Below are 23078 nucleotides of genomic sequence, written 5' to 3'. Positions count from 1 at the left end.
CGCAGCCAGCGCCATCGTCACAGTTCCAGGCTGTACCGCTCCTGGTTCCGCTTCCCCGACGTGCACTGACGTGACTGTGGGCGTAACAGCCGGAAACCGCATGAGCGGATACCGACCGGCACGATCACGGGACAGTAACGAACCTTGCCGGGTTGCGCAAACACCCCTCGGAGTGTCGTGACGTTGGTCACTCATCAGAGTGGCCCATTGCTGATCACTAATGTTGCAATCCGTTCAACTGGGGGTGACTGTCGGCAAACGGAAGACCCGCTCAGCGGTCACTCGTACCGATTCGGCCACCTCATGCACCGCCTCGCCCCTGAACGAGGCCAGGTGACGAACGGTGTAGGCGGCGCAGTAGGGCTCGTTCGGTCGTCCACGGAACGGATGGGGGGTCAGAAACGGCGCGTCCGTTTCGACGAGGTACTGGTCCGCCGGAACGATCCGTGCCGCCTCATGGAGGCCTCGGGCGTTGCGAAAACTGACCGTGCCGGCGAACGAAAGCACGTATCCGGCATCGATGCAGCGGCGAGCGACCTTTTCATCCCCCGAGAAACAGTGGAAGACGACTTGCTCGGGCGCCCCCTCTTCCTCAAGGATCCGAAGGACGTCGTCGTGAGCCTCTCGATCATGGATCATCAGCGGCTTGCCGATCCGCTTGGCGAGATCGATGTGCCACCGAAAGGCGTCCTGCTGAGCGTCATGGGGCGAGTAATCCCAGTAGTAGTCGAGGCCGGTCTCACCGACCGCGACCACTCTGGACTCTCTCGCGAGACTCTCCACTTCGGATTTCTCGGCCTCGCCGAAATCCTTGGTACGCGTGGGATGGATCGCGACGGCGGCCCAAACGCGAGGGTCCCAAGTGGACGCTTGCGCGGCCCAGCGGGCGGCCGCGAGATCGTCCGCGACGGTGATCACCCGCGAAACACCGGCGCGTTCGGCGCGATCGACCATGGCTGTCACATCAGCCGCGGTGACCGCGCCGCACGCGTCGAGGTGGGTATGCGCGTCCACCACCGAAACCGGCAACCTGTCCGGGATCGGTGGTAGCTCCTTCTTCTCCGCAGCCATCAGCTGATCACTTCGAGATCGGTGCCCATTCGGGCCCGGTCTCGCCGAGCTCCGGGTCCAGTTTGGCGAACAACGGGGTCGGCTTCTCCAGCGGCTTGCCGACCTCGATCGGCACGGACTTCCAGCGCGCCTGCTCGGTCTTGTAGTCCCCGGTGATGATGGGGTTGATCCGGCCGGGGATGTCGAGGTCCTCGACTTCCCGCAGTTCGGGCTGGGCCGCCCAGACACCGGAACCGCCGAGTGCTTCGTACACCTTCTGAGCCGAGTGGGGCAGGAAGGGAGTCAGCAGCGTGTTGGCGTCTGAGACGACCTGAAGCGCGGTGTGCAGGACACTGTCACGGCGAGCGGGATCGTCCTTGAGCTTCCAGGGCTCCTGATCCGAGAGGTACCGGTTCGCGGCGGTCACGACGCGCATGGCCTCACTCGCCGCCGCCTTGAACCGCGACCGCTGAAGGTGGGCGCCGGCGGTGTCGAATGCCTTGCGGGAGAGCTCCTTTAACTCCTCGTCGACCGCGGTGGGGGCGTCCGGACGCGGAATGGCGCCGACGTTCTTGTGGGCCATCGAGATGGACCGGTTGACGAGGTTGCCCCATTCGTTGGCCAGCTCGAAGTTGGTCCGGCGGACGAACTCGTCCCAGGTGAAGTCGGTGTCCTGGGTCTCGGGGCCCGCGACCGAGATGAAGTACCGCAGGGCGTCCGGACCGAAGTCGCGCAGGAAGTCGTGGACGTAGATGACCGTGCCGCGCGAGGTCGAGAACTTCGAGCCACTCATCGTGAGGAACTCGCTGGAGACGATCTCGTCGGGCAGGTGCAGCTTGCCGTACTTGCCCGGCGCTCCACCGCGGTCGCCCTCGCCGTTGTGACCGAAGAGCAAGGCGGGCCAGATCTGGGCGTGGAAGGTGATGTTGTCCTTGCCCATGAAGTAATAGGAGCGGGCGTCCGGGTTGCTCCACCACTCCTGCCAGGCGTCCGGGTCGCCGGAACGGCGTGCCCATTCGACGCTCGCGGAGAAGTAGCCGATGACCGCGTCGAACCAGACATAGAAGCGCTTCATCGGCTGGTCGCGCCAGCCGTCGAGCGGGATCTTCACGCCCCAGTCGAGGTCGCGGGTGATCGGCCGAGGGCGCATGTCGTCGATCAGGTTCTTGGTGAAGTTGAGGACGTTCGGGCGCCAGTCGGTCTTGCTGGACAGCCATTTGCCCAGCGTGTCGACGAACGCGGTCAGGTCGAGGAAGTAGTGCTCGGTCTCGACGAACTTCGGCGTTTCACCGTTGATCCGCGACTTCGGGTTGATCAGCTCCCCGGCGTCGAGCTGGTTGCCGCAGTTGTCGCACTGGTCACCGCGCGCACCGTCGTAGCCGCAGATCGGGCACGTGCCCTCGATGTAGCGGTCGGGCAGGGTGCGGCCGGTCGAAGGGCTGATCGCGCCCCGTGTGGTCTTGGGAACGACGTAGCCGTTGCGGTGCAGCGCGAGAAAGATCTGCTGCGTGACGTCGGCGTGGTTACCCGTGGTGGTGCGGGTGAAGAGGTCGTAGGTGAGACCGAGTCCTTGCAGGTCTTGGCCGATCTGACGGGTGTACTTGTCCGCCGTCTGCTGGGAGGTCAGGCCTTCCTTGTCCGCCTGGACGGTGATCGGGGTGCCGTGTTCGTCGGTCCCGGACACCATGAGCACCCGGTTGCCGGCCATTCGCTGGTAGCGGGAGAAGACGTCGGACGGGACGCCGAATCCGGACACGTGGCCGATGTGGCGGGGGCCGTTGGCGTAGGGCCAGGCCACCGCAGTCAACACTGGGGTGCTCATGCTTGTTTAGCCTACGGACGTCGTCTAAGGCATTGTTGTTCGGGAGAGGATCGGAGGTCTCGGTGTCCGCCACGCGTCTGCTGGTACTGGGTGTCGTGCGCATGTACGGGAAGGCACACGGCTACCAGGTCCGGCGCGAGCTTCTCTCGTGGGCGGCCGACAAGTGGGGCAATGTCCAGCCGGGGTCGATCTATCACGCGTTGAAGAAGATGACCGCCGAAGGCCTCCTGGAACAAGTCGAGGACATCGAAGCGGGCGGCGGGCCCGATCGGATCGCGTACAAAGTGACCGACGACGGAGAGACCGAGTTCCTCGTGCACCTTGGCAGGGCGTTGTCGAGCGACGACGCGACCGGGTACACGCTGTCGGCGGCGGTCACGTTCATGCCGACGCTGCCTCGCGTCCAGGTGCTGGCCCTGCTGAAACAGCAGCTGGCGAATATGGAAGCGCACGCTCAGTCGACCCACTACGCCCGTGAGCACGCGATCGACTTGGGGAAACCACCGCACGTCAGCGAGCTGTATCGCCTGTGGAGCGTGCACGCGGAAGCGAACGTGACCTGGATGAGGGACCTGATCGGCCGTCTCGAAGCGGGCGAGTACGTGATGGCGGGCGAAGGCGACGACAAGGCCGTGTTCGGCGCACCGCCCAAGTAATCAAATTTGACTATGAGCCGACACCTAAGGCACAGTGCGTCCGTCGGCTAGTCAAATTTGACTAGCTGGGCATCGGAAAGGGGTTCACATGATCAAGGCACGCGGCCTTGAGCGGCGTTTCCGCCGCAAGGGCCGCAATGGGGGCGAGGTCCACGCGGTCAAAGGCGTCGATCTCGATGTTTCGGCCGGAGAACTGGTCGGCTTCCTCGGACCGAACGGCGCGGGGAAGACCACGACGCTGCGCATGCTCACGACGCTTCTCAAACCCACCGCCGGCGAGGCGACGGTAGGCGGCTGCGACCTGCTCGCCGACCCACTGGGGGTGCGCCGGCGAATCGGTTATGTCGCCCAAGGTGGCGGTACGGCGCCGGAAAGCAAGGTCGTCGAGGAGATCGAGTTCCAAGGACGGCTGTACCGGATGAGCAAGGCGGACGCGCTCGCGCGCGGGGTCACCCTCGCCGAGCAACTGGACCTCGCCGGACTCGACCAGCGGGCGACCAAGACCTTGTCGGGCGGGCAGCGCCGCCGTCTCGACATCGCGCTCGGGCTGATCCACTCACCCGGTCTCGTCTTCCTCGACGAGCCGTCGACGGGGCTCGACCCGCAGAGCCGCGCGAACCTGTGGGACCACATCCGCAGGCTGCGTGACGAGCAGGGAGTCACGGTCTTCCTGACCACGCACTACCTCGACGAGGCCGACGCGCTCTCCGACCGGCTGATCGTCATCGACGACGGGAAGATCGTCGCCGAAGGCACGCCGGATTCGCTGAAGGCGAGAGTTTCCGGCGACAGTGTCGTCATCGGGGTCTCACCGGAATCGGCGCCGGAGACCGCGGAGGTCGCGGGCAGGCTCGAAGGGGCGCACGAAATGGCCGTCACCGACGGCGCGGTGCGGTTCCGGGTGCCGCGCGGGGACACCGCGATGCCCGAGTTGCTACGGGCGCTGGACGCACGGGGCATCACGATGACGTCCATGCAGGTCCATCGGCCGACGCTCGACGACGTCTTCCTGACCTTGACGGGCCGAAGCCTGCGCGACGCCGAAGAAGACGCACCGGTCGATGAGGCTCCGGAAAAGGAGGCCACGCATGTTGCATGACACCTGGTTGATCTTCCGCCGGGACATGGTCGCGGCGTTGCGCAACCCGACGTGGATCATGATCGGCATCATGCAGCCGCTCCTCTATTTGTTCTTCTTCGGGCCACTGCTGGTGAAGGCGCTCAACGCACAGGGCCTGTCCGATGTGGACGGCTGGATGATCTTCACTCCGGCGATCATCGCGCAGCTCGCGCTGTTCGGCAGTTCCTTCGTCGGGTTCGGCCTGCTCGCGGAATACCGCTCGGGCGTGGTCGAGCGGATGCGGGTCACGCCGGTCAGCCGGGTGGCGTTGTTGCTGGGCAAGGTGCTCGCGAACGCGTTGCAGACCATCGTCCAGGCGTTGATCATCATCGCGCTGGCGTATCTGGTCTTCGACCTGAACGCGCCGTTCGGCGGCGTCGTGCTCAGCTTGGTGATCGTCTTCCTTCTGTCGATCACGCTGGCGTCGTGCTCGTACGCGCTGGCGCTGACCCTCAAGAGCGAAGACGCCTTCCCTGCTTTGCTCAACGCGGTTCTCATGCCGTTGCTGCTGCTTTCCGGAATCCTGATCCCGATCACCGCGGGCTCGGCGCCGGATTGGCTGTACACGATTTCCCGGATCAATCCGTTCCGGCACGTGGTGGATGTCGAGCGGAACAGTTTCCGCGGCGACTTCTCGATGGACGCGCTGTTCACCGGGAGCGTCGTGGTGCTGGTCATGGCGGTTCTGGCCATCTGGTGGGGCTCACGAACGTTCCAACGCGAAAACGCCTGAGACACGCTGTACCGAAAGGTCACCTTGCGACCGCCCCGCGGACGTAAGGTGACCTTTCGGGCGTACTGGGGCGAAATTCGAGGACAGGTGGCTTTGATCGATCCGGAAGGTGAACACGGTGTCACTCTGTCCCACCGGGAGACGGTGACGGACTGGGCGGCGGTGCGTGGCGCCGACATCCGGTTCGCCTCAGTCACCGTCAGCGAGAACACCAATTGGCGGGACGTCGCCGCGGAGCGCAATCTGGCGGGCGCGCAGCACGCCGGAATCCACACCGGCGCACGGCACTACGCGCGTCCCGGAGCCGTCCACGATCAGGCGGACCATTTCGTGCGGACTGCGAGCGCGCTCGGCGCCTTCGCGCCCGGTTCGCTCGCGCCGGCGCTCGAAGTGGAGGCACCCAGCGTCGACGACCGGTTCATCAAGGCCTGGATCAAACACGTCAGGCACGCGGCACGCGTCGAACGCGTCCTGGTGTACGCGGGACTCGACTGCTGGACGAACCGCCTGCACCCGGACAAATGGGCGGACAGCGAAGTGGTGTTGTGGATGGTCAGGCACAACGAGATCCCGGGAAGGCCGGGTTGGTTCCACTCGCGACTGGGATTGCACCAGCACGGGTTCGGCACCGGGTTGCCCGGCGTGAACGGACCGATCGCCCAGGACGCCGTCGTCTACCCCTTCGCGCTCGGGGACGTACTTCTGTAGCGATCCACCGGTGACGGCGGGTGCGCGCCACGTCACCCAGGTCGGCGCACGTGGTCGCGGATGTCACTTTCCGTTCGGCGCGGGTTGCCTTTTCGTCCACTCGGGCAGCGACAATGTCGCGTGCGGTTGATGTGCCGGAGACTGCGGACGGACGTCGTGCCCGAGCGGGCGCTGACGGCTCTTGGGGTACGCGCCCGGTCACTCGGGCTCGCGCCCCCGGCGGCGCTCTGCGGAGACTGGTTCTCTTCGCGCGCGGTCATCGCCCTGAACGCTTCCCTGACTCCTGTTCATGACGTGGCCGAGGCGTTCGCGATCCCCACTCGGATGCCGCCGATTCGGGACGCGGTGCCCGGTGCGGTCGGGGGTGGCTGGTTCGGTTATCTGAGTTATGACCTGACCGATCCCTCGGGCCGTTCCGGCGGCCTTCCTCCAGCGGTCTGGGGCTGGGTCGACCGGGTGCTGCGGCTGGACGCGGACGGGTCTTGGTGGTTCGAGGCCCTGGTTCCCGATGGCGACCCGGATCCGGTCGACGAAGTGTCCGAGGTGGAATCCTCGCTCGCGGAACTCCCCGAAACGACGACTTGGAGTTCCAGTCCGCTGTCGCGTCCGCTACCGTCGGAGCACTACGACGCGGTGAAGGCGTGTGTGCACGCGATCGAAGCTGGCGAGCTGTTCCAAGCGAACATCTGCGCCCGCTTCAGCGGAGGATTCGACGGCGATCCGATCGCGTTGTTCGCGGAAGGTGTGCGCTGCCTGCGAGCCCGCCGGGCGGCGTACGTCGCCGGCGACTGGGGCTCGGTCGTGTCGTTCTCCCCTGAACTTTTCCTTTCCAGGCACGGGCAGCATGTCCGGTCGACGCCGATCAAGGGCACCCTGCCGCGAAGGAACGCCTCTGACGAACACCTCGCGCAGCGACTGCGGGAATCTACCAAGGACGTCGCCGAGAACGTGATGATCACGGATCTCGTCCGCAACGACCTCGGCCGGGTGTGCGCCACCGGCAGTGTTCGCGTCCCCGAACTGCTCAAGGTCCGGCCCGCGCCAGGCGTCTGGCATCTTGAGTCCACTGTGGAGGGACGGATCGCCGATGGAGTGGACGACGGGGACCTGCTCGCGGCCACGTTCCCCCCGGGTTCGGTGACGGGCGCGCCGAAGATCCGGGCACTGGACCTGATCGCCGAACTGGAACCCACGGCGCGCGGCGTCTACACGGGTGCGGTCGGACTCGCTTCGCCGATCGCCGGGCTGGAGCTGAACGTCGCGATCAGAACCTTCGAAATCCACGACGGCACGATCGCGCTGGGGGTCGGCGGCGGGATCACCGCCGACTCCGACAGCGAAGCGGAATGGCAGGAATGCCTGCACAAGTCCGCTCCGCTGGAGCGCCTGCTCGGCTGAGCTACTTGGTGGGATCCAGAAGGAGCTTGCCCGCCGTACCGCGCGAGCGCAGGGCCTCGTGGGCGGCGCGCGCGTCGGACAGCGCGTACTCGCCGCCGGCGACGGCGCGAATCTGACCGGCGAGCGCCAGCGAGAAGAGTTCTTCGAGCGTGCGGCCGAAGACGTTCCCGGGAAGTTTGAAGGCGTGCGGCAGCCACATTCCGGACACGGTGGTGCTGTGCCCGAGAAGGTTGCGGGCTTCGATCGGCTTCGGCTGCTCGCGGCTGGCCATCCCGTAGAACGCGAGGCGGCCGAACGGTGCGAGCGCCGCGATGCTCTGGTCCGTGACGGTGCCGCCGGTCATGTCGAGAACGACGTCGACGCGCTTGCCGCCGTTCGCCTCGCGAAGCGCGTCGGTCATGTTTTCGGCGCGCGAATCGATGGCGACATCGGCGCCGAGTTCGAGGGCGAGGCCCCGCTTCTCGTCGCTGCTGGCGGTCGCGATGACCCGGCTCGCGCCCCAGGCCTTCGCGAGCTGGACGGCGATGGAGCCGACCCCGCCCGCGGCCGCGTGCACGACGACGGATTCGCCGGGCTCGAGGTGGGCGTTCTTGCGCAGCAGGAGCGAGGCGGTGGTGCCCTGGACGATGAAGGAGAGCGCGGTCAGGTCGTCGATGCCGTCGGGCACGGCGAAGGTGGTGACCTCGTCCGCCACCGCGCGCTCGGCATAGCCGCCACCGCCGTTGAGCAGCGCGACGACGCGCTTGCCGTCGGCGGTGCGGCCGACGACCTCGCCGCCGGGTACGAGCGGGAGCTTGCTCGGCGCGAGGTAGGAGTTCTCGGCTTGGTGCGTATCGGCGTAGTTGACGCCGATACGGTCGACCCCGACAAGCAGCTGACCCGGGCTGGGAACGGGATCGGGCAGGTCGACGAGGTTGAGCACCTCGGGTCCGCCGAATTCGGTCACCTGTACTGCGCGCATCCGCATCCTCCTCGTCGAGATGAGACATCGTTGCATATGTCTCATCCCTGAGACGTAGCGTGATATGTTTCACGCATCGAAACCGCACTCGAACGCCAGCTGACTTCGCCGCGCCCGGACGCCCTGCGCGCGTTCACGACCGCGCGTGCCTGGTTCCTGGCGGGCCGCCGGGTGGACATGCGGGATCTCGCGGGCGAGCTGGGAATCAGCCGGGCCACCCTGCACCGCTGGGTCGGCGGCCGGGATCAGCTGCTCGGCGAGATCCTGTGGTCGATGACCGTCGAGGTCTTCGAAGCGCGGGCTTCCGGCAAGCTCGGGCGGGGCGCGGCAGGGATCGCGGAGCTCATCGGCACCTTCGTCCGGACCGTGAACGACTCGAAACCGTTCCGGGAGTTCCTGCGCGCCGAACCGGAGCGGGCACTGCGGATCCTGACGACGAAGGCCAGCGTGGTCCAAAGTCGCGCGATCGCGAAGATGCGCGAGTTCCTGGACGAAGAGGTCACGGCCGGACGGCTCACCCCACCACTGCCGGTCGAGGACCTGGCCTACCTGCTGGTGCGGATCGGGGAGTCCTTCATCTACACCGATGTCATCACCGGCGCCGAGCCCGATGCCTCGAAGGCGTACGCGGCCGCGGCGGCCTTGCTGTCCTAGCTCTTGGTACGGGACGCGAGAACGGCGTCGTAAAGCTCCTTCTTGGACACCCCGGTGGCTTCGGCGACCTCGGCGGCGGCGGACTTGAGGCGTTCGCCCGCCGCGACCCGCGACGAGACTTCCGAAACCAGGTCCACGACGCTCACCGAACGCGGCGGCGCCCCCGCGAGAACGACAGTGATCTCACCTTTGACCCCGTCACTTGCCCAGGCGGCCAAATCCGGCAAATTACCGCGTTTGACCTCTTCGTAGGTTTTGGTCAACTCACGACAGACAGCGGCGCGACGGTCGGGGCCCAGGACGTCGGCCGCATCGGAAAGCGTGCTCGCCAGGCGATGGGGCGACTCGAAGAACACGACCGTACGGGGCTCGTCCTTCAGCGAACCGAGCCATTTCGCGCGTTCACCGGGTTTGCGCGGGGCGAATCCCTCGAAACAGAACCGGTCACACGGCAGGCCGGACAGCGCGAGCGCCGTGGTCACCGCGGACGGGCCCGGGAGACAGGTCACCGGCACTGCAGCCTCGACGCAGGCCGCCACCAGCCGGAAGCCGGGGTCCGAGACGCTCGGCATCCCGGCGTCGGTCACCAGGACCACCGTCTCGCCCGACTGAAGCGATTCGAGCAGTTTCGGCAGACGGGCGATCTCGACATCCTCGTAGAAGCTGACCACCCGTCCGACCGGGGAAACGTCGAGTGCGGCGGTGAGCGAGCGCAGGCGCCGGGTGTCCTCGGCGGCGATCACGTCGGCCGTCGCGAGGGCCTCGGACAGGCGCGGCGAAGCATCGCGGACGTCTCCGAGCGGGGTGGCTGCCAGCACGAGGCGTCCTTCTGTCATTCCCGAAGGTTAACCGGTTCGCAGATCCGGACACCGAGTTCACTCTTCCGCCCGTAGGATCATGCCCCGTGACCGCGCTGCTGACCCGTGACAACGAGAGCGTGCGGCCGGATCCGGTCGACGCGCTCCGGCCACCGAGCGACCGGGAGGCCACCCTCCTCGGCCGCGGCATGCCGACCGACCGCCTCCGCGGCTGGATCGTCACGCTGGTGCTAACACTCATCGGTGGCATCGTCCGGATCCAGAACCTGGCGACACCCACGGACAAGGGCACCCCTGTCTTCGACGAGAAGCACTACGTCCCGCAGGCGTGGCAGATACTGCGCAACGGCGGTTACGAAGACAACTACGGCTACGAGCTGATCGTGCACCCGCCCCTGGCGAAGCATCTCATCGCGATCGGCGAGTGGATGTTCGGCTACAACGCCTGGGGCTGGCGGATCATGCCCGCGCTGGCGGGCACGCTGATCGTCTTCCTCACCATCCGGATCGCCCGGCGGCTCACCCGTTCGACGCTGCTCGGCGCGGTCGCCGGAATCCTGGTGATCAGCGACGGCGTGCTGCACCTGCAGTCGCGGATGGGCATGCTCGACATCTTCATCGCCGTGTTCGTGCTCGCCGCGTTCGCCTGTGTGCTGTGCGACCGCGACCAGGTGCGGCGGCGGCTGGCCGTGGCCGTCCGCGAAGGCTGGATCGACGAGTCCCGGTTCGGTCCGAAGCTGGGTTTCCGGTGGTGGCGCTTCACCGGCGGCCTGATGATCGGGCTGACCTTCGGCGTCAAGTGGTCGGCGCTGTACTACATCGCCGCGTTCGGGCTGCTCACCGTCTTCTTCGACGTCGCCGCGCGCCGCGCTGCCGGGGTGCGGCGGCCGTGGGTCGGCACGCTGCGCCGCGACTTGCTGCCCGCGCTGTGGGCGATCGTCGTCATCCCGATCCTGGTGTACCTCGCCTGCTACTGGGCCTGGTTCGCGAGCGAGACCGCGACCGACCGCAATTACGTGGCGATCAAGGACCTCGACCCCGGTTTCTGGGCCTGGATGCCACCCGCGCTGCGGTCACTCGGCGAGTATTCGATGAACGTCCTCGACTTCCACGCGAACCTGGTGACGCCCAAGGACAAACCACATCCGTGGGAGTCGAAGCCCTGGACCTGGCCGATGGGGCTGCGGCCGATGCTCTACGCGTACGCGGGCGGCACCGACGCGACCGGCTGTGGCGAGTCGACCTGCATCCGGGCGACGATGCTGATCGGGACGCCGGCGATGTGGTGGCTGGCGCTGCCGATGCTGGGCTGGAGCCTGTGGCGGTCGGTCTTCCGCGCGGACTGGCGCTACGCCGCCGTGCTCGTCGGCTATTTCGCCGGTTTCCTGCCGTGGTTCACCAACCTCGACCGCCAGATGTACTTCTTCTACGCGACGCCGCTGGCGCCGTTCCTGATACTCGGGTTGACGCTGATCCTCGGCCAGATCCTCGGCGCCGCGAAACGCGGATTCGAACGCCGGGGCACCGGTATGCTCGTCGTCGCCCTCTACGTGGGCCTCGTCGTGGCCAATTTCGCCTGGTTGTGGCCGATCCTCAACGGCAATGCGATCACCAACGAGCACTGGAACGCCGAGTTGTGGCTTCCGTCCTGGAAGTGACCCTTGCCTGTCGGCCCAAGGCCCAGCGAAACACCTGAAAGCGACTTAGACTCCCGACCGAATTGAGTATTTCTGGGGGTCGTCATGTCTCGTTGGCCGTATCTCGTGGTCATCGCCCTGCTGCTCGCCGGGTGTTCCAGTGCCGTCGACGGAAAAGCCTTCCGCGAGGGTTCCGCACCAGCGGCGAGCAGTGGTGATGCCAAATATCCGCGGTACGATCCGCCCGCGGACGGATCGGGGTTCAGTGATCAGGTACTCGACCAGCCGCTGGGCCTGCCCGCGAAACAGGGTGAAGAAGGCTGCGGCTGGCTGGAGTCGATCAAACCGGACCTGCGGCCGCTCGGCCTGGTCAGCACCAAGGGCGTGCTCAGCGGCTGCCAGTTCGTGTTCCCGAACAACAAGGGCGCGCAGGTGCACGCGTACAGCCCCTACAGCTGGATCACGCAGGACTCCCCGGTGATGGAACCGGTGGAGATCGCCGGGATCAAGGGCCGGAAATACGCCTTCGACCCGGATCCGGTGACCTTCTGCTCGGTCAACATGGACGTCCGCGCGTACGCCTCGATCGCTGTCGACGCGTACGACGTCGACAGCGACGAAGCTGGGGTTCGGGCCGAGCACTGCGAACTGGCGAAGAAGGTCGCCGAAGTGGTCCTGAAGAAATTCGTTCCGCTCGCCGGAGGCACGCCACCACCGAGCACCGTTCAGGAACCGCCGACGGAGGCACTGGAGAACGCGGACGTCTGCGAAGTCGTCAAGTTCACTCATGCGAACTATGCCGGCGTCAACGCGGGCCGCGAAGGCGCTCAGAAGGGTGAGAGTCCGCTTGGACCGACTTGCGCTCACGACGTCGCCTACGCGAAGGCCGTCGGCATGTACACGACCGGCACAGGCGGTCTCGAAGCCGTGCCCCCGAAAGCGGGCGCGGACGTACGGAACGGCGAATTCGGCACACTGAAGGCCAGGTTCGAGCAGACCGAGGAGACCTGCGCGGTGAGCGTCCAGCTCACCAACGGGCAGGTCGTGCAGGTCGATTTCGTCGGCAAGAAGAAGGAAGCGATGAAGCGGACCTGCGTCTCCGCTCAGCTCATCATGGCAGCGGTGGTACTCGATCTGATAACCGGCGACGCGTAAGGCGGGCGCGGGCGAAGACCCCGGCCGCGACCAGCGCGGTGACCGCGACGATGCAGGCGAGCGACACCGCCGACGGCCGCAACCGGGGATCCGGTAGCTGCAAGAGCAGCGCGAACACCGGAGACAATGTCGTGTTCAGTGCCGCGGTGATCGGTCGGTGTGTCGTACGCCGAACTGAATGTAGATACATGCAGATGTCTTCAGTGGACCAGAGCGCCCGTCAAGGTCGGGATTTCCGATTCAGCTGTGACACTTAGGGCTTGATTGTTACTCTCCCCTGGTCAATAGCAGTTCGACAGGGGGCACCATGACGATCCGACCGCTCGGAGCGGCCTGTGCGGCCGCGGCGTTGCTCTTGATCGTGAGTTGCGAGGAGCAGACGCCGGGAACCGCGTCGCCGCAGACTTCGGCTGTTCCGAGCACTGCGGAGACACCGGCCACCAGCGCGAGCACGACCGCGCCGCCCAGCGCTTCGAGGCCTTCGGCGACGTCCGCCTCGGTGGCCACCAAGCCCGCCACCGGGAGCGCGGCGGCGCACACCCCGGACGGGGCCGCGAGCACGATGGAGGACTACCACCACGCGCTGGGCGCCAAGGACCTCGAAACGGTCTGCCGGATCACCGCGCCGGCCTTCGACGGCGGAATGAAGGAGTGCCGCAGCCTCACTCCGATGCAGTTCGAGATGTTCTCGGAGGACGACCTCAAGAAGTTGAAGCTCACCCGCGTCGACCGCGCGAAGGTGCAGAGCAAGGGCCCGGACAAGGTCGTCGTCCCGCCGGGGGCGATCTCACCGCAGGCGGCGATGATGGCGGGCGACCCCAAGACGTTCACCATGGCGTGGCGCGACGGGGCCTGGGTCATCATCGCCTGAGGGAGAGCAAGGGACCTTTGCTAGCGTTCGTTAGTGTGCTAACGAACGCTAGCAAAGGTCCCTTGCTCTCTTTTCACAGGTCAGCGTTGGTGACGCTGCGGCTGCGGCTGCGGCTGCTGGTGACGCGTTTGCTGCGGTTGCTGCTGCTGCGGAGGGCGGCGTGGCACGATCTGGGTCACCGGGCCGTCCGGTGACTTGCCGGCACGGGCGAGCCAGCCTTCGACGTCGCGTCGCACGGCGGCGAGCGTCGGACGGCGGCGGGGCTCCTGGTCGAGTGACGCGATGAGGATCCGGGCGTGCGCGCTGCGGTTCGGCAGCTTCGAGACCGGTTCGGCGCGGGCGGCGGCCATCAGCGCGGCCATCGGGGTCTCCCGGGTACCGCGCGGCGGCTGGCCAGACAGCGCGTAGCTGACCGTCGCGGCGAGCTGCCAGGCGTCCGACGCCGGGCTCGCCGGGGAGCCCATCGCCTGCTCGGGGGCGACGAAGTCCGGCGTACCGATCATCATCCCGGTCGCGGTCATCTTCGAGTCGCCCTGACTGCGGGCGATGCCGAAGTCGATGAGGTGGGCGAGCCCGTTGCGGTCGAGGATGATGTTCGACGGCTTGAGGTCGCGGTGCAGCACACCCTTTTCGTGCGCCGCGGCGAGCGCGCCCGCCATGGTCGACCAGAGCCGTCCGGCGGCGATGTCGTCGAGCGGGCCCTGCGAGTCGACGATCTCGGACAGCGACTTGCCTTCGAGGTACTCCATGACCAGCGCGAGCCCGTCGGGCTCCTCGACGAGGTCGTAAACGCGGACGCAGTTGGGATGGTTCACGACGGCCAGTGCCCTGGCCTCGCGCTGCATCCGCTCCTCGGTGTCACGATCCGGCGCGTGCGCGATCTTCAGCGCGACAGTGCGGTTGAGCTGCGTGTCGATCGCTTCCCAGACGGTGCCGAAGCCGCCGTGGCCGAGCCGCCGGACACGCTTGTAGCGGCCGCCGCCGGAGTTGCGGGAACCCGGAGGCGCCGGGACCGGGCCCGGTGCCGCGGCCAGTGCGGGCGGCGGTTCGGGTGCCTGCGCCAGTGCCGTCGCCGGGTACTGCTGCTTGGGCGGCGGGGGCGGCGACTGCGGCTGCGGGGCGGGCGGTTCCGGGCGGTACGGCTCGATCTTCTGCCGGGGCTGCGGGTCCGGCCGGTTGATCACCGACCACGGCGGCGGGCCGACCAGTGCGACCGGGATCAGGCCAAGGACGCTGAACGGCAGGAAGCCGAGCCAGAAGTGCACGGCGGTGTTCGCGCCCATGCCGACGCTCGCCAGCACCATCAGCACGAACGGGATCCAGAAGAACCGCGAAGGCCACTTCGGGCCGCGACGGAAGGCGGTGCGTGCCTGCAGCATCACGAACAGCAGCGACAACGCGGGCAACCCGACCAGCAGGATCAGGTAGAAGATGTAACCCAGCTGCATCCCGTTCGGATAGAACAGGACCTCGTACACGTTCTGTCCCCGGCCGAGGTACGCGCTCTGCGCGCCGACCAGCGGGCTGTAGTCGGAGTTGAAGGTCGACAGGTCGCTTTTGGAGAAGCCGGATTCACCGCCCGACTTCGTCGAGGCGGCCTCCTGGTAGACCTGCGAAACGCCGGTCGCCAGCAGCCACGGCAGCAGGAAGACGGCGATCGCGCCGATCCCGCCGAAAATGGACAGGGTCACCACGTCGTAGCGATTGCCGGTGCCTTTGCGGATGATCGCGATGATCATCGCTCCCAGTGCGGGCAGCAGCGCGACCAGCGCTCCCGCGGTGCTCGTCGCCCACACCCAGTCCCCTGGCCAGATCCCTGGCCCGAACAGGCTGTGCGCGAACGAAAGCAGCGCGCTCGCTAGTCCCATGGACCCTGCTCCCCTCGCTAGTTGAGACCGTTTCCGGCGGTTTCCCCCGGTTCAGCTTAGGACGCCCTGGGCCCTCACGGGGTTGCCGGGTTGTCGCGGGCGTCTCCCTGCCGTTACCACCAGGCGTTCACCCGGTGGTGAGTCCATGATGGAGCCCGTACCCGAGCGCGAAGGAGCATTCGATGTACTCCGAGTCGTACCGGCGGAGCCTCGAAGACCCGGAAGGTTTCTGGCTCGACGCCGCGCGGGCGATCGACTGGACCCACCCGCCGACGCGGGCACTCGACGCGTCGAAGGCGCCCTTCTACCGCTGGTTCCCGGATGGGGAGCTGAACACGGCGTTCAACGCGCTCGACAGGCATGTTCGGGACGGCCGCGGCGACCAGGCCGCGCTGATCTGGGATTCCCCGGTGACCGATTCGGTTCGCCGGTTCACTTACGCGGAATTGCTGGACGAGGTCGCCCGGTTCGCCGGCGTGCTCGCCTCCCTCGGTGTCGCGAAGGGCGACCGCGTCATCGTGTACATGCCGATGGTCCCCGAGGCCGCGATCGCGATGCTCGCGTGCGCCCGGCTCGGCGCGGTGCACTCGGTGGTGTTCGGCGGGTTCGCGCCGAAGGAACTGGCGGCGCGGATCGAAGACGCGAAACCGAAGGTCGTCGTGGCCGCGTCGTGCGGGATCGAGCCGACACGGGTCGTGGAGTACAAGCCGATCATCGACGAGGCACTCGCGGGCACGGTCCATCAGCCGGACAAGGTCGTGGTGCTGCAGCGAGAGCGCGCCCGCGCCGAACTGGGTGAACGCGACGTCGACTGGGCCGAACTGGTCGCGCAAGCCTCTCCTGCCGATCCGGTGCCGGTCGCGGCGACCGATCCGCTGTACATCCTGTACACCTCCGGCACCACGGGGAAGCCGAAGGGCGTCGTGCGCGACACCGGTGGGCACGCGGTCGCGCTCGCCTGGTCGATGGACGCGATCTACGACGTCCATCCCGGTGACGTGTGGTGGACGGCGTCGGACGTCGGCTGGGTCGTCGGCCATTCCTACATCGTGTACGCGCCGCTGCTCATCGGGGCGACGTCGGTGATGTACGAGGGCAAGCCGGTCGGGACCCCCGACGCGGGAGCGTTCTGGCGGGTCGTCGCCGACCACGGGGTGAAGGCACTGTTCACCGCGCCGACGGCGTTGCGGGCGATCAAGAAGGTGGACCCGGACGCGGACGAAGTGAAGAAATACCAGCTCGACGGGTTCGAGACCTTGTTCATGGCAGGTGAGCGGCTCGATCCGGAGACGTATCACTGGGCGCACGGGAAGCTCGGCGTGCCGGTGATCGACCACTGGTGGCAGACCGAGACCGGCTGGCCGATCGCGGCGAACCCGCGCGGTCTCGAGCCGATGCCGGTCAAGCCCGGTTCCGCGACGAAACCGGTTCCGGGCTGGGACGTGCGGATCCTGGACCAGGTGGGCGAGTTGCTCCCCGCCGGCCGGGAAGGCGCCATCGCCATCAAGCTGCCGCTCCCGCCGGGTTCGCTGCCGACCCTGTGGCAGGACGACGAGCGGTATCACGAGGCGTATCTATCGCAGTACGACGGCTACTACCTGACCGGCGACTCCGGATACGTCGACGAAGACGACTATTTGTTCGTCATGGGTCGCACCGACGACGTCATCAACGTCGCGGGTCACCGGCTGTCGACCGGTTCGATGGAGGCCGTGCTGGCGTCCCAACCAGCCGTCGCCGAATGTGCAGTGATCGGGGTCCGGGACCAGCTCAAAGGCCAGCTTCCGCGTGGTTTCGTGGTGCTGAAATCGGGGGTCGACGCCGATGCCGGGACGCTCAAGGCCGAGTTGGTCGCGCTGGTGCGGCGCGACATCGGCCCGGTCGCCGCGTTCCGCGACGTGTCCCTTGTGGACGCGCTGCCGAAGACGCGGTCCGGCAAGATCCTGCGGAAGACCATGCGCGGCATCGCCGACGGCCGCGACGAAGCGGTGCCCTCGACGATCGAAGACGCGGGCGTTCTCGATGCCCTGAAAGCGGTCTTGCGCGGCGAGTGACCGGTGACCGGTACGCCACCGTAGTCCGATCGGGTGTTGTCGGCTTTGCCCTATTGGTCTATACCTCTAAGAGCAGAGAGTCTCCAGTTACCCCGACCGGAGGTGCTCCATGAGTAAACGCCTGTCCACCACCGTGCTCGGCGTGGCCGTCCTGAGTCTCGTGACTCTCGGACTGCCCGCGACGGCGAGCGCGGACCCCGCGGCGGCGCGGCACGCGAAGGCCGAACGGACCGTGACCGACGTCGTCCCGGTACCGGTCGACGCGAAGGCCGACCCTCGCGCGAACTTCCGGCTCGGCCCCGCGACCGTCATCCGCACCGACCGCGACGGCAAGCAGGTCGCCGAATACCTGGCCGGACTGCTCCGGCCCGCCACCGGATACCGGTTGCCCGTCGTCAGCGGCCACCGCGGCGGCGGCCCCGCCATCTCACTCGAAACCGGTCACGCGGGCGGCCGCGTCGGCACCGAGGGTTATCAGCTCAAGGTCTCCCACTCCGGCGTGACGCTGAAGGCGAACACCGACGAGGGTTTGTTCCTCGGCGTGCAGACGCTGCGTCAGCTGTTCCCGTCGGCGATCGAAGCGAAGACCGTCCAGCACCGCTCATGGGTGGTCTCGGGCGGCACCGTGCTCGACTACCCGCGTTTCGGCTACCGCAGCGCGATGCTCGACGTCGCGCGGCATTTCTTCACGCCGGCGCAGGTCAAGCTCTACATCGACCAGATCGCGCAGTACAAGATCAACACGCTCCACTTGCACCTGAGCGACGACCAGGGCTGGCGGATCGAGATCAAGAGTTGGCCGAAGCTGGCGACCGTGGGCGGGCAGACGGCCGTCGGCGGCGCTCCCGGCGGGTATTACACGCAGGAACAGTACAAGGACCTCGTGCGCTACGCGGCTTCGCGGCACATCACGATCGTTCCCGAGATCGACATGCCGGGACACACCAACGCGGCCCAGCACTCCTACGCCGAACTGAACTGTGACGGCGTCGCGGTGCCTCCGCGCACGGACATCGAGGTCGGCTACAGCTCGCTGTGCATCGGCAAGGACATCACCTACAAGTTCGTCGACGACGTCGTTCGCGAACTGTCCGCGATCACCCCCGGGAAGTACATCAACATCGGTGGCGACGAGGCCCACTCGACCACTCCGGCGGACTACCAGACCTTCGCCAAGAAGGTGCAGCCGATCGTCGCGAAGCACGGCAAGCTGATCACCGGCTGGCACGACATCGCGAAGACGACACCGCCGGTTTCGGCCGTCCCGCAGTTCTGGGGAACGACCGGCACGGACGCGAACGTCGCCGCGGCGGCGGCGCGCGGTAACAAGATCCTGATGTCGCCCGCGAACAAGGCGTACCTCGACATGAAGTACCACCCCCAGACCCCGCTCGGCCTCGACTGGGCCGCGTTGATCGAGGTCAAGGACGGCTACGACTGGGATCCGGCCACGTATCTGCAGGGCGTGACGGAGAAGAACGTCATCGGCGTCGAGGCACCGCTGTGGTCGGAAACGCTGATCACGAGTGACAACATCGAATTCATGGCGTTCCCGCGGCTTCCGGGGCACGCCGAGATCGGCTGGTCACCCAAGGCGTCCCGCACCTGGGACGCGTACCGGCTCCGGCTGGCGAAGCAGAGCCCGCGGTGGGTTCGGCAGGGAATCGACTTCTACCGGTCGACGCAGGTCGACTGGAAGTAGCCGGTTCAGCTCGCCGCGGCGTCGAGGCGGGCGGTGATGGCGGCACGGGCCAGCGTGTAGGGCTCCGTGCCGCCGAACATCACCGAATCCGCGTTCGCGGCCCGGCCGAGGGCGTGCAGTTCGAAGGCCAGCCGGTTCACCTCGACGGACTCGTGAAGGTGCCCGGCCCTCTTCGCCTCCACGACGGTCGACCGGATGAATTCGGCGAAAGCCCGGCTCGCGTTCGCCACCGCGTCGTGGACCCGGCCGGTCCGCGCGTCGAATTCGGCGCCGGCGTTGAAGAAGAAACAGCCGCCGGGGAACACCCGGCGTTCCGAGTAGTCCAGCCAGTTCGCGCACAGCGCGCGCAGCCGCGCGATCCCCCGCTCGACCTCCATGGTCGGCCCGACGACGTTCTCGGCGAAGATCGCGCTCGCCGTCTCGACCGCCGCGAGCTGGAGTTCCACCTTGGAACCGAACAACGCGAACACCCCGGATTTGCTCAGTTCCAGCTCGGTGGCGAGCCTGCCGAGAGACAACCCTTCGAGCCCTTCGACGGAAGCGATGTCGACGGCGCGCCGCAGCACGATCCGCCTCGTCGCGTCGCCGCGGGCCACCCGGCCGTCAACCGGCATTCCGTTCCCCCCGCCGCCGTTTCGCTGATTCCAGGCCGCCACGGTACTGCCGGGAAAGCGACGGCGCCGCGAGTACCCGGTCCAGCAACGCCCAGTACGCGGCCTGGCGCTGGTCGTCCAACTGGGCGACGTTGGTGAACGACGCGACGTAGATCTCGGCGATCGTCGGATTCACCGGATCGCGTTCTTCGAGCGTCATGCGCCCCGAAGTCGGGACCTCACCCGGCCGAAGCACCCGCAGGTACCAGCCGCTGCGGCCGGAATCGATCATCGCCGGGATGACGTCCTTGCGGCCGGTCTTCATCGCGAGCTTGAAACACGGCGTACGCGGCTGCGAGACCTGGACCAGCGCGTCTCCCCATGACCAGACGTCGCCGACGCGCACGTCGTGTTCGTCGGCGCCCGCCACCGACGCGTTCTCCCCGAAGTCGCCCGTGACCACCGGGAAGCCTTGCGCCGACCAGGCCGCGTAGTGCGTCGCCGGATAGACGTAAACCGCTTTGTCGACGCCGCCGTGGACGGTGCGATCCGCCTGGTCGTCACCGGCCAGATTGATCTCGTCCAGTTTCAGGGACGGCGCGTCCACCCGTGCTTTCGCAATCGCGCTGAACACCGGGACCTCGCGCTTCATCCCGAGTACGGACGGCCGCCCGACGAAGACCTCGTTCACTTCGAGTGTGCTCACAACCTCGAAGGTAGCACGATCGTTCGTTTACCTGAGTAGACAGCGTCCACATCAGTTTGATAGACAGTGTCTACAAAGTGAACTCGCGGTTACGGAGACCTGGATGGGTTATCAACGTTTCGTCGTGCTCGGCGACAGCTGCGCCGAAGGGCTGGCGGACCCGCATCCGGCGGGCGGCCACTACCGCGGCTGGGCCGACTTCGTCGCGGGACGCCTGGCCGAGGACGAGCCCGGTTTCCGCTACGCCAACCTCGCGGTCCGCGGGCGCAGGCTCGACCAGATCCACGCCGAGCAGACCGAGGCGGCGAGCGGGCTCCAGCCGGATCTGATCGCGTTGTTCGGCGGCGGCAACGACGTGATGAGCCGCGGCTGGGACGCACGCACGGTCGCCCGCCGCGTCGACACGGCCATCCGCGCCTGCACCGAGATCGCGCCGGCCGTCGTCACCTTCACCCTCAGCGACATCTCCCACCGCATGCCGATGGGCCACCGCATGCGCCCGCGCATCACCGCGCTGAACGACGCCATCCGCGAAGCGTCCGTCAGCTACGGCGCGACACTCGTCGACCTCTGGCCGGACCACGCCGCGCACGATTCCCGCTATTTCGGCCCGGACCGGCTGCACCTGTCCGAGCAGGGCCATCGGCGCCTGGCCGGGCACGTGCTCGGCAAACTCGGCGTCGCGCACGACCCGGCCTGGCTCGAACCGCTCCCCGGTTCGGCCGGACGACCCGGCCTGAGGGACGACCTGCGCTGGGTGACCAGGGAGGTCCTCCCGGTCGCGATGAGCCGGTTCCACAACCGGCTCATCGGCCGCCAGCCGGGTGACGGCTTCCTGCCCAAGCGACCGGACCTCCTGCCCGTCCTCGAGGAGAGCCGGTCGTGGGCGCCCGAACCCGCCTGATCGACACCGCGGCGAACCTGCTGGCCGAAGAAGGGGTCGGGGCGGTGACGCTGCGAGGAATCGCGAAGGCGGCCGGTGTCTCGCACGGAGCGCCCTTGCGGCATTTCCCCGGCCGCGCGGCCTTGCTCTCGGCCGTCGCCACCCGCGGCTACACCGAACTGCTCGGCCGCGGCGACGGCCTGCCGGACGGGACCCCCCGGCAGCGGCTCATCGCCGCCTGCCACGGCTATCTCGACTTCGCGCTGGCCAATCCGGCGATGTTCGAGCTGATGTTCCGCCGGGACCTCATCGATCCGGACGATCCCGAACTCAAGCGAGTGAGCAGCGCGGTGTTCGACTTCTTCGCCGCGCTGGTCGCCGAGGTCCAGAACGGCGATTGGCATCCGACCACCGATCAGCGGCTGCTCGCGTCCTCACTGTGGGCGTCGCTGCACGGTCTCGCCCAACTGTGGCTCTGGGGCGGACTGGCGGGTGCGAGCTTCGCGCCGACACCGGAAAGGGCGCTGGCCGTCACGCTCGACGTCTACCTTGGCTGAGGCTCGGCGAAGAGGCCGCCCGTTCCGGTATCCCCTCCCAGAAGGCCCTCTTACCCGGAGTGGGTCATCCTCTTCCCGAGTCGGGGGGATGGAGATGTCCATCCTGGTCCAACGTCAACCGGACTGATCACCGAGCGGAATCCCCGCGAGTCGGAAGTCGGGGTAAACCTTGGCGGTATAGCACCAGGGTAGTACCGCGAAAGTCGCAGGAATTGGGCGCCTTGACGCTCCGGCGGTAACTTTCGGAAGTGCCGTCCTTCGTTCAGCCCTTCCAGCTCTTCCGCGCACGGCCGCTGCTCACCGACTGTCTGATCACCGTGGCCCCGGCTACCCTCCTCGCACTGGGCGCGGCACCTCGCGGTACTGATCGCCCTCCCGCTGGTCGTCCGCCGCCGTCATCCGATCGCGGTCCTGCTCGCCTCGGTTTCGACCATGACCGTCTACACCGCGCTGGGCTATCAGGCCACCCTGGGCGAACCGGCGGCTTTCATCGCCGCGTACACGGTGTGGGCGCGGTACCCGCCCGCGAAGGCGGTGGCGCCGACCATCGTGTGGGTCGTCCTTTTCGAGCTGGGTCTCGTGCTCGGGGAGGTGCCGTCCTTCGTGGTCGACACGACACGCCTGGTCGCGCAGTGCGCGGCACGATCATCGTCGGACGGCTCGGCTGCCTCCGCGCGGACAAGATGGTGGAACGCGCCGTCCGCGCGGAACGGAAATCCGGCTCGAAGCGGAACAGGCTGTCATCGAGGAACGCATCCGCGTCGCCCACGAGTTGCACGACGTCGTCTCCCACCACATTTCGGTGATCTCGGTGCAGGCGAACCTCGCGCTACGTCTTCGAAAACGACCGAAGCGCTCGGCGAACTGCGGCGTCTGCTGGGGGTGCTGCGCCCGCCACAGCGTGAACCCCACGAATACCGGCCCCAGCCCGGCCTCGCCGACCTTCCCCGCGCTGGTCGCCCGTGTGCGTGAGCCGGTCTCACGGTGACGACGCGGACCATCGGCGAACCGCGGCGGCTTCCTCCCGGCCAGCAACTGTGCACCTATCGCATCGCCCAGGAAGCGCTTACCAACGTGCTGAAACACGCGACGAAGGCATCCGCGGAACTGACCCTCGAATACGGCGAGGAAG

At 67.3% G+C, this 23078-nt stretch carries 22 protein-coding genes; 14 read left to right on the top strand and 8 right to left on the bottom strand.

Annotated features, from left to right (window positions below; genetic code table 11):
• Positions 1-234: 234 nt before the first annotated feature.
• Both ACM6LR_RS13225 and metG read right to left on the bottom strand, forming a co-directional pair.
• Positions 235-1071, bottom strand: coding sequence for a TatD family hydrolase (locus ACM6LR_RS13225; RefSeq protein ID WP_414943880.1), 837 nt, complete (start codon positions 1069-1071; stop codon positions 235-237).
• A gap of 7 nt (positions 1072-1078) precedes the next feature.
• Positions 1079-2872 carry a methionine--tRNA ligase gene (metG, locus tag ACM6LR_RS13220; protein WP_414939791.1) on the bottom strand — a complete coding sequence of 598 codons (1794 nt, stop codon included), beginning with the start codon at positions 2870-2872 and terminating at the stop codon, positions 1079-1081.
• Between the two features lie 62 nt (positions 2873-2934).
• On the opposite strand from metG, the gene ACM6LR_RS13215 reads away from it, so the two are divergent.
• The 5 genes from ACM6LR_RS13215 (at position 2935) to ACM6LR_RS13195 (ending at position 7487) form a co-directional block, all read left to right on the top strand.
• Complete coding sequence (locus ACM6LR_RS13215) at positions 2935-3528, top strand: PadR family transcriptional regulator (protein WP_414939789.1); 594 nt, start codon at positions 2935-2937, stop codon at positions 3526-3528.
• Positions 3529-3616: 88 nt separating this feature from the next.
• Positions 3617-4627, top strand: coding sequence for an ATP-binding cassette domain-containing protein (locus tag ACM6LR_RS13210; RefSeq protein WP_414939788.1), 1011 nt, complete (start codon positions 3617-3619; stop codon positions 4625-4627).
• Positions 4617-5381, top strand: coding sequence for an ABC transporter permease (locus ACM6LR_RS13205; protein WP_414939787.1), 765 nt, complete (start codon positions 4617-4619; stop codon positions 5379-5381). Before ACM6LR_RS13210 ends, ACM6LR_RS13205 begins: the two co-directional genes overlap by 11 nt.
• Positions 5382-5474: 93 nt before the next feature.
• A complete protein-coding gene (locus tag ACM6LR_RS13200) occupies positions 5475-6089 on the top strand; it encodes a glycoside hydrolase family 25 protein (protein ID WP_414939904.1) in 615 nt (204 codons plus the stop codon).
• A gap of 120 nt (positions 6090-6209) precedes the next feature.
• Positions 6210-7487, top strand: coding sequence for an aminodeoxychorismate synthase component I (locus tag ACM6LR_RS13195; RefSeq protein WP_414939786.1), 1278 nt, complete (start codon positions 6210-6212; stop codon positions 7485-7487).
• 1 nt (position 7488) lies between these two features.
• On the opposite strand, the gene ACM6LR_RS13190 is transcribed toward ACM6LR_RS13195, so the two are convergent.
• Positions 7489-8448, bottom strand: a complete 960-nt coding sequence (locus ACM6LR_RS13190) for a quinone oxidoreductase family protein (RefSeq protein ID WP_414939785.1) — start codon at positions 8446-8448, stop codon at positions 7489-7491.
• A gap of 177 nt (positions 8449-8625) precedes the next feature.
• On the opposite strand from ACM6LR_RS13190, the gene ACM6LR_RS13185 reads away from it, so the two are divergent.
• Complete coding sequence (locus ACM6LR_RS13185; RefSeq protein ID WP_414939784.1) at positions 8626-9102, top strand: QsdR family transcriptional regulator; 477 nt, start codon at positions 8626-8628, stop codon at positions 9100-9102.
• Here the strand turns inward: ACM6LR_RS13185 and rsmI are convergent.
• The gene (gene rsmI, locus ACM6LR_RS13180; protein ID WP_414939783.1) at positions 9099-9938 is read right to left on the bottom strand and encodes a 16S rRNA (cytidine(1402)-2'-O)-methyltransferase; all 840 of its coding nucleotides are present in this window, start codon (positions 9936-9938) and stop codon (positions 9099-9101) included. The two genes, ACM6LR_RS13185 and rsmI, sit on opposite strands and share 4 nt — an antisense overlap.
• Positions 9939-10006: 68 nt before the next feature.
• Between rsmI and ACM6LR_RS13175 the strand changes: the two genes are divergently transcribed.
• Positions 10007-11578: a dolichyl-phosphate-mannose--protein mannosyltransferase gene (locus ACM6LR_RS13175; RefSeq protein WP_414939782.1), complete on the top strand. Its 1572-nt coding sequence runs from the start codon at positions 10007-10009 to the stop codon at positions 11576-11578.
• Between the two features lie 84 nt (positions 11579-11662).
• Positions 11663-12712 carry a hypothetical protein gene (locus ACM6LR_RS13170; protein WP_414939780.1) on the top strand — a complete coding sequence of 350 codons (1050 nt, stop codon included), beginning with the start codon at positions 11663-11665 and terminating at the stop codon, positions 12710-12712.
• Between the two features lie 267 nt (positions 12713-12979).
• Here the strand turns inward: ACM6LR_RS13170 and ACM6LR_RS13165 are convergent, their stop codons facing one another.
• Positions 12980-13219: a hypothetical protein gene (locus tag ACM6LR_RS13165; protein WP_414939779.1), complete on the bottom strand. Its 240-nt coding sequence runs from the start codon at positions 13217-13219 to the stop codon at positions 12980-12982.
• Here ACM6LR_RS13165 and ACM6LR_RS13160 point away from each other — a divergent pair.
• Complete coding sequence (locus tag ACM6LR_RS13160; protein ID WP_414939778.1) at positions 13212-13583, top strand: hypothetical protein; 372 nt, start codon at positions 13212-13214, stop codon at positions 13581-13583. The genes ACM6LR_RS13165 and ACM6LR_RS13160 overlap by 8 nt on opposite strands.
• 80 nt (positions 13584-13663) lie before the next feature.
• On the opposite strand, the gene ACM6LR_RS13155 is transcribed toward ACM6LR_RS13160, so the two are convergent.
• Positions 13664-15451 (bottom strand): serine/threonine-protein kinase, encoded by a 1788-nt coding sequence (locus ACM6LR_RS13155; protein WP_414943879.1) that lies wholly within the window; start codon positions 15449-15451, stop codon positions 13664-13666.
• Between the two features lie 182 nt (positions 15452-15633).
• On the opposite strand from ACM6LR_RS13155, the gene ACM6LR_RS13150 reads away from it, so the two are divergent.
• The gene (locus ACM6LR_RS13150) at positions 15634-17505 is read left to right on the top strand and encodes a propionyl-CoA synthetase (protein WP_414939776.1); all 1872 of its coding nucleotides are present in this window, start codon (positions 15634-15636) and stop codon (positions 17503-17505) included.
• A 109-nt stretch (positions 17506-17614) separates the two neighbouring features.
• On the top strand, positions 17615-19207 hold the full coding sequence (locus ACM6LR_RS13145; protein ID WP_414939775.1) for a family 20 glycosylhydrolase: 1593 nt from the start codon (positions 17615-17617) through the stop codon (positions 19205-19207).
• A gap of 5 nt (positions 19208-19212) precedes the next feature.
• Here ACM6LR_RS13145 and ACM6LR_RS13140 read toward each other — a convergent pair whose 3' ends face one another.
• Positions 19213-19821: a TetR family transcriptional regulator C-terminal domain-containing protein gene (locus ACM6LR_RS13140; RefSeq protein ID WP_414939774.1), complete on the bottom strand. Its 609-nt coding sequence runs from the start codon at positions 19819-19821 to the stop codon at positions 19213-19215.
• Entirely contained in the window at positions 19811-20506 is a 696-nt protein-coding gene (locus tag ACM6LR_RS13135) for an MOSC domain-containing protein (RefSeq protein WP_414939773.1), read from the bottom strand. The genes ACM6LR_RS13140 and ACM6LR_RS13135 overlap by 11 nt, the downstream gene beginning before the upstream one ends.
• 103 nt (positions 20507-20609) lie before the next feature.
• On the opposite strand from ACM6LR_RS13135, the gene ACM6LR_RS13130 reads away from it, so the two are divergent.
• The 3 genes from ACM6LR_RS13130 (at position 20610) to ACM6LR_RS13120 (ending at position 22934) form a co-directional block, all read left to right on the top strand.
• Positions 20610-21410, top strand: coding sequence for an SGNH/GDSL hydrolase family protein (locus ACM6LR_RS13130; protein WP_414939772.1), 801 nt, complete (start codon positions 20610-20612; stop codon positions 21408-21410).
• Positions 21389-21946, top strand: coding sequence for a TetR/AcrR family transcriptional regulator (locus tag ACM6LR_RS13125; protein ID WP_414939771.1), 558 nt, complete (start codon positions 21389-21391; stop codon positions 21944-21946). The genes ACM6LR_RS13130 and ACM6LR_RS13125 overlap by 22 nt, the downstream gene beginning before the upstream one ends.
• A gap of 772 nt (positions 21947-22718) precedes the next feature.
• Entirely contained in the window at positions 22719-22934 is a 216-nt protein-coding gene (locus ACM6LR_RS13120; protein WP_414939770.1) for a hypothetical protein, read from the top strand.
• Positions 22935-23078 lie beyond the last annotated feature (144 nt).

This window comes from Amycolatopsis sp. cmx-11-32 (genome assembly GCF_047608695.1).
Lineage (GTDB): Bacteria > Actinomycetota > Actinomycetes > Mycobacteriales > Pseudonocardiaceae > Amycolatopsis.
This window is presented reverse-complemented; position numbering and strand designations above follow the sequence as displayed.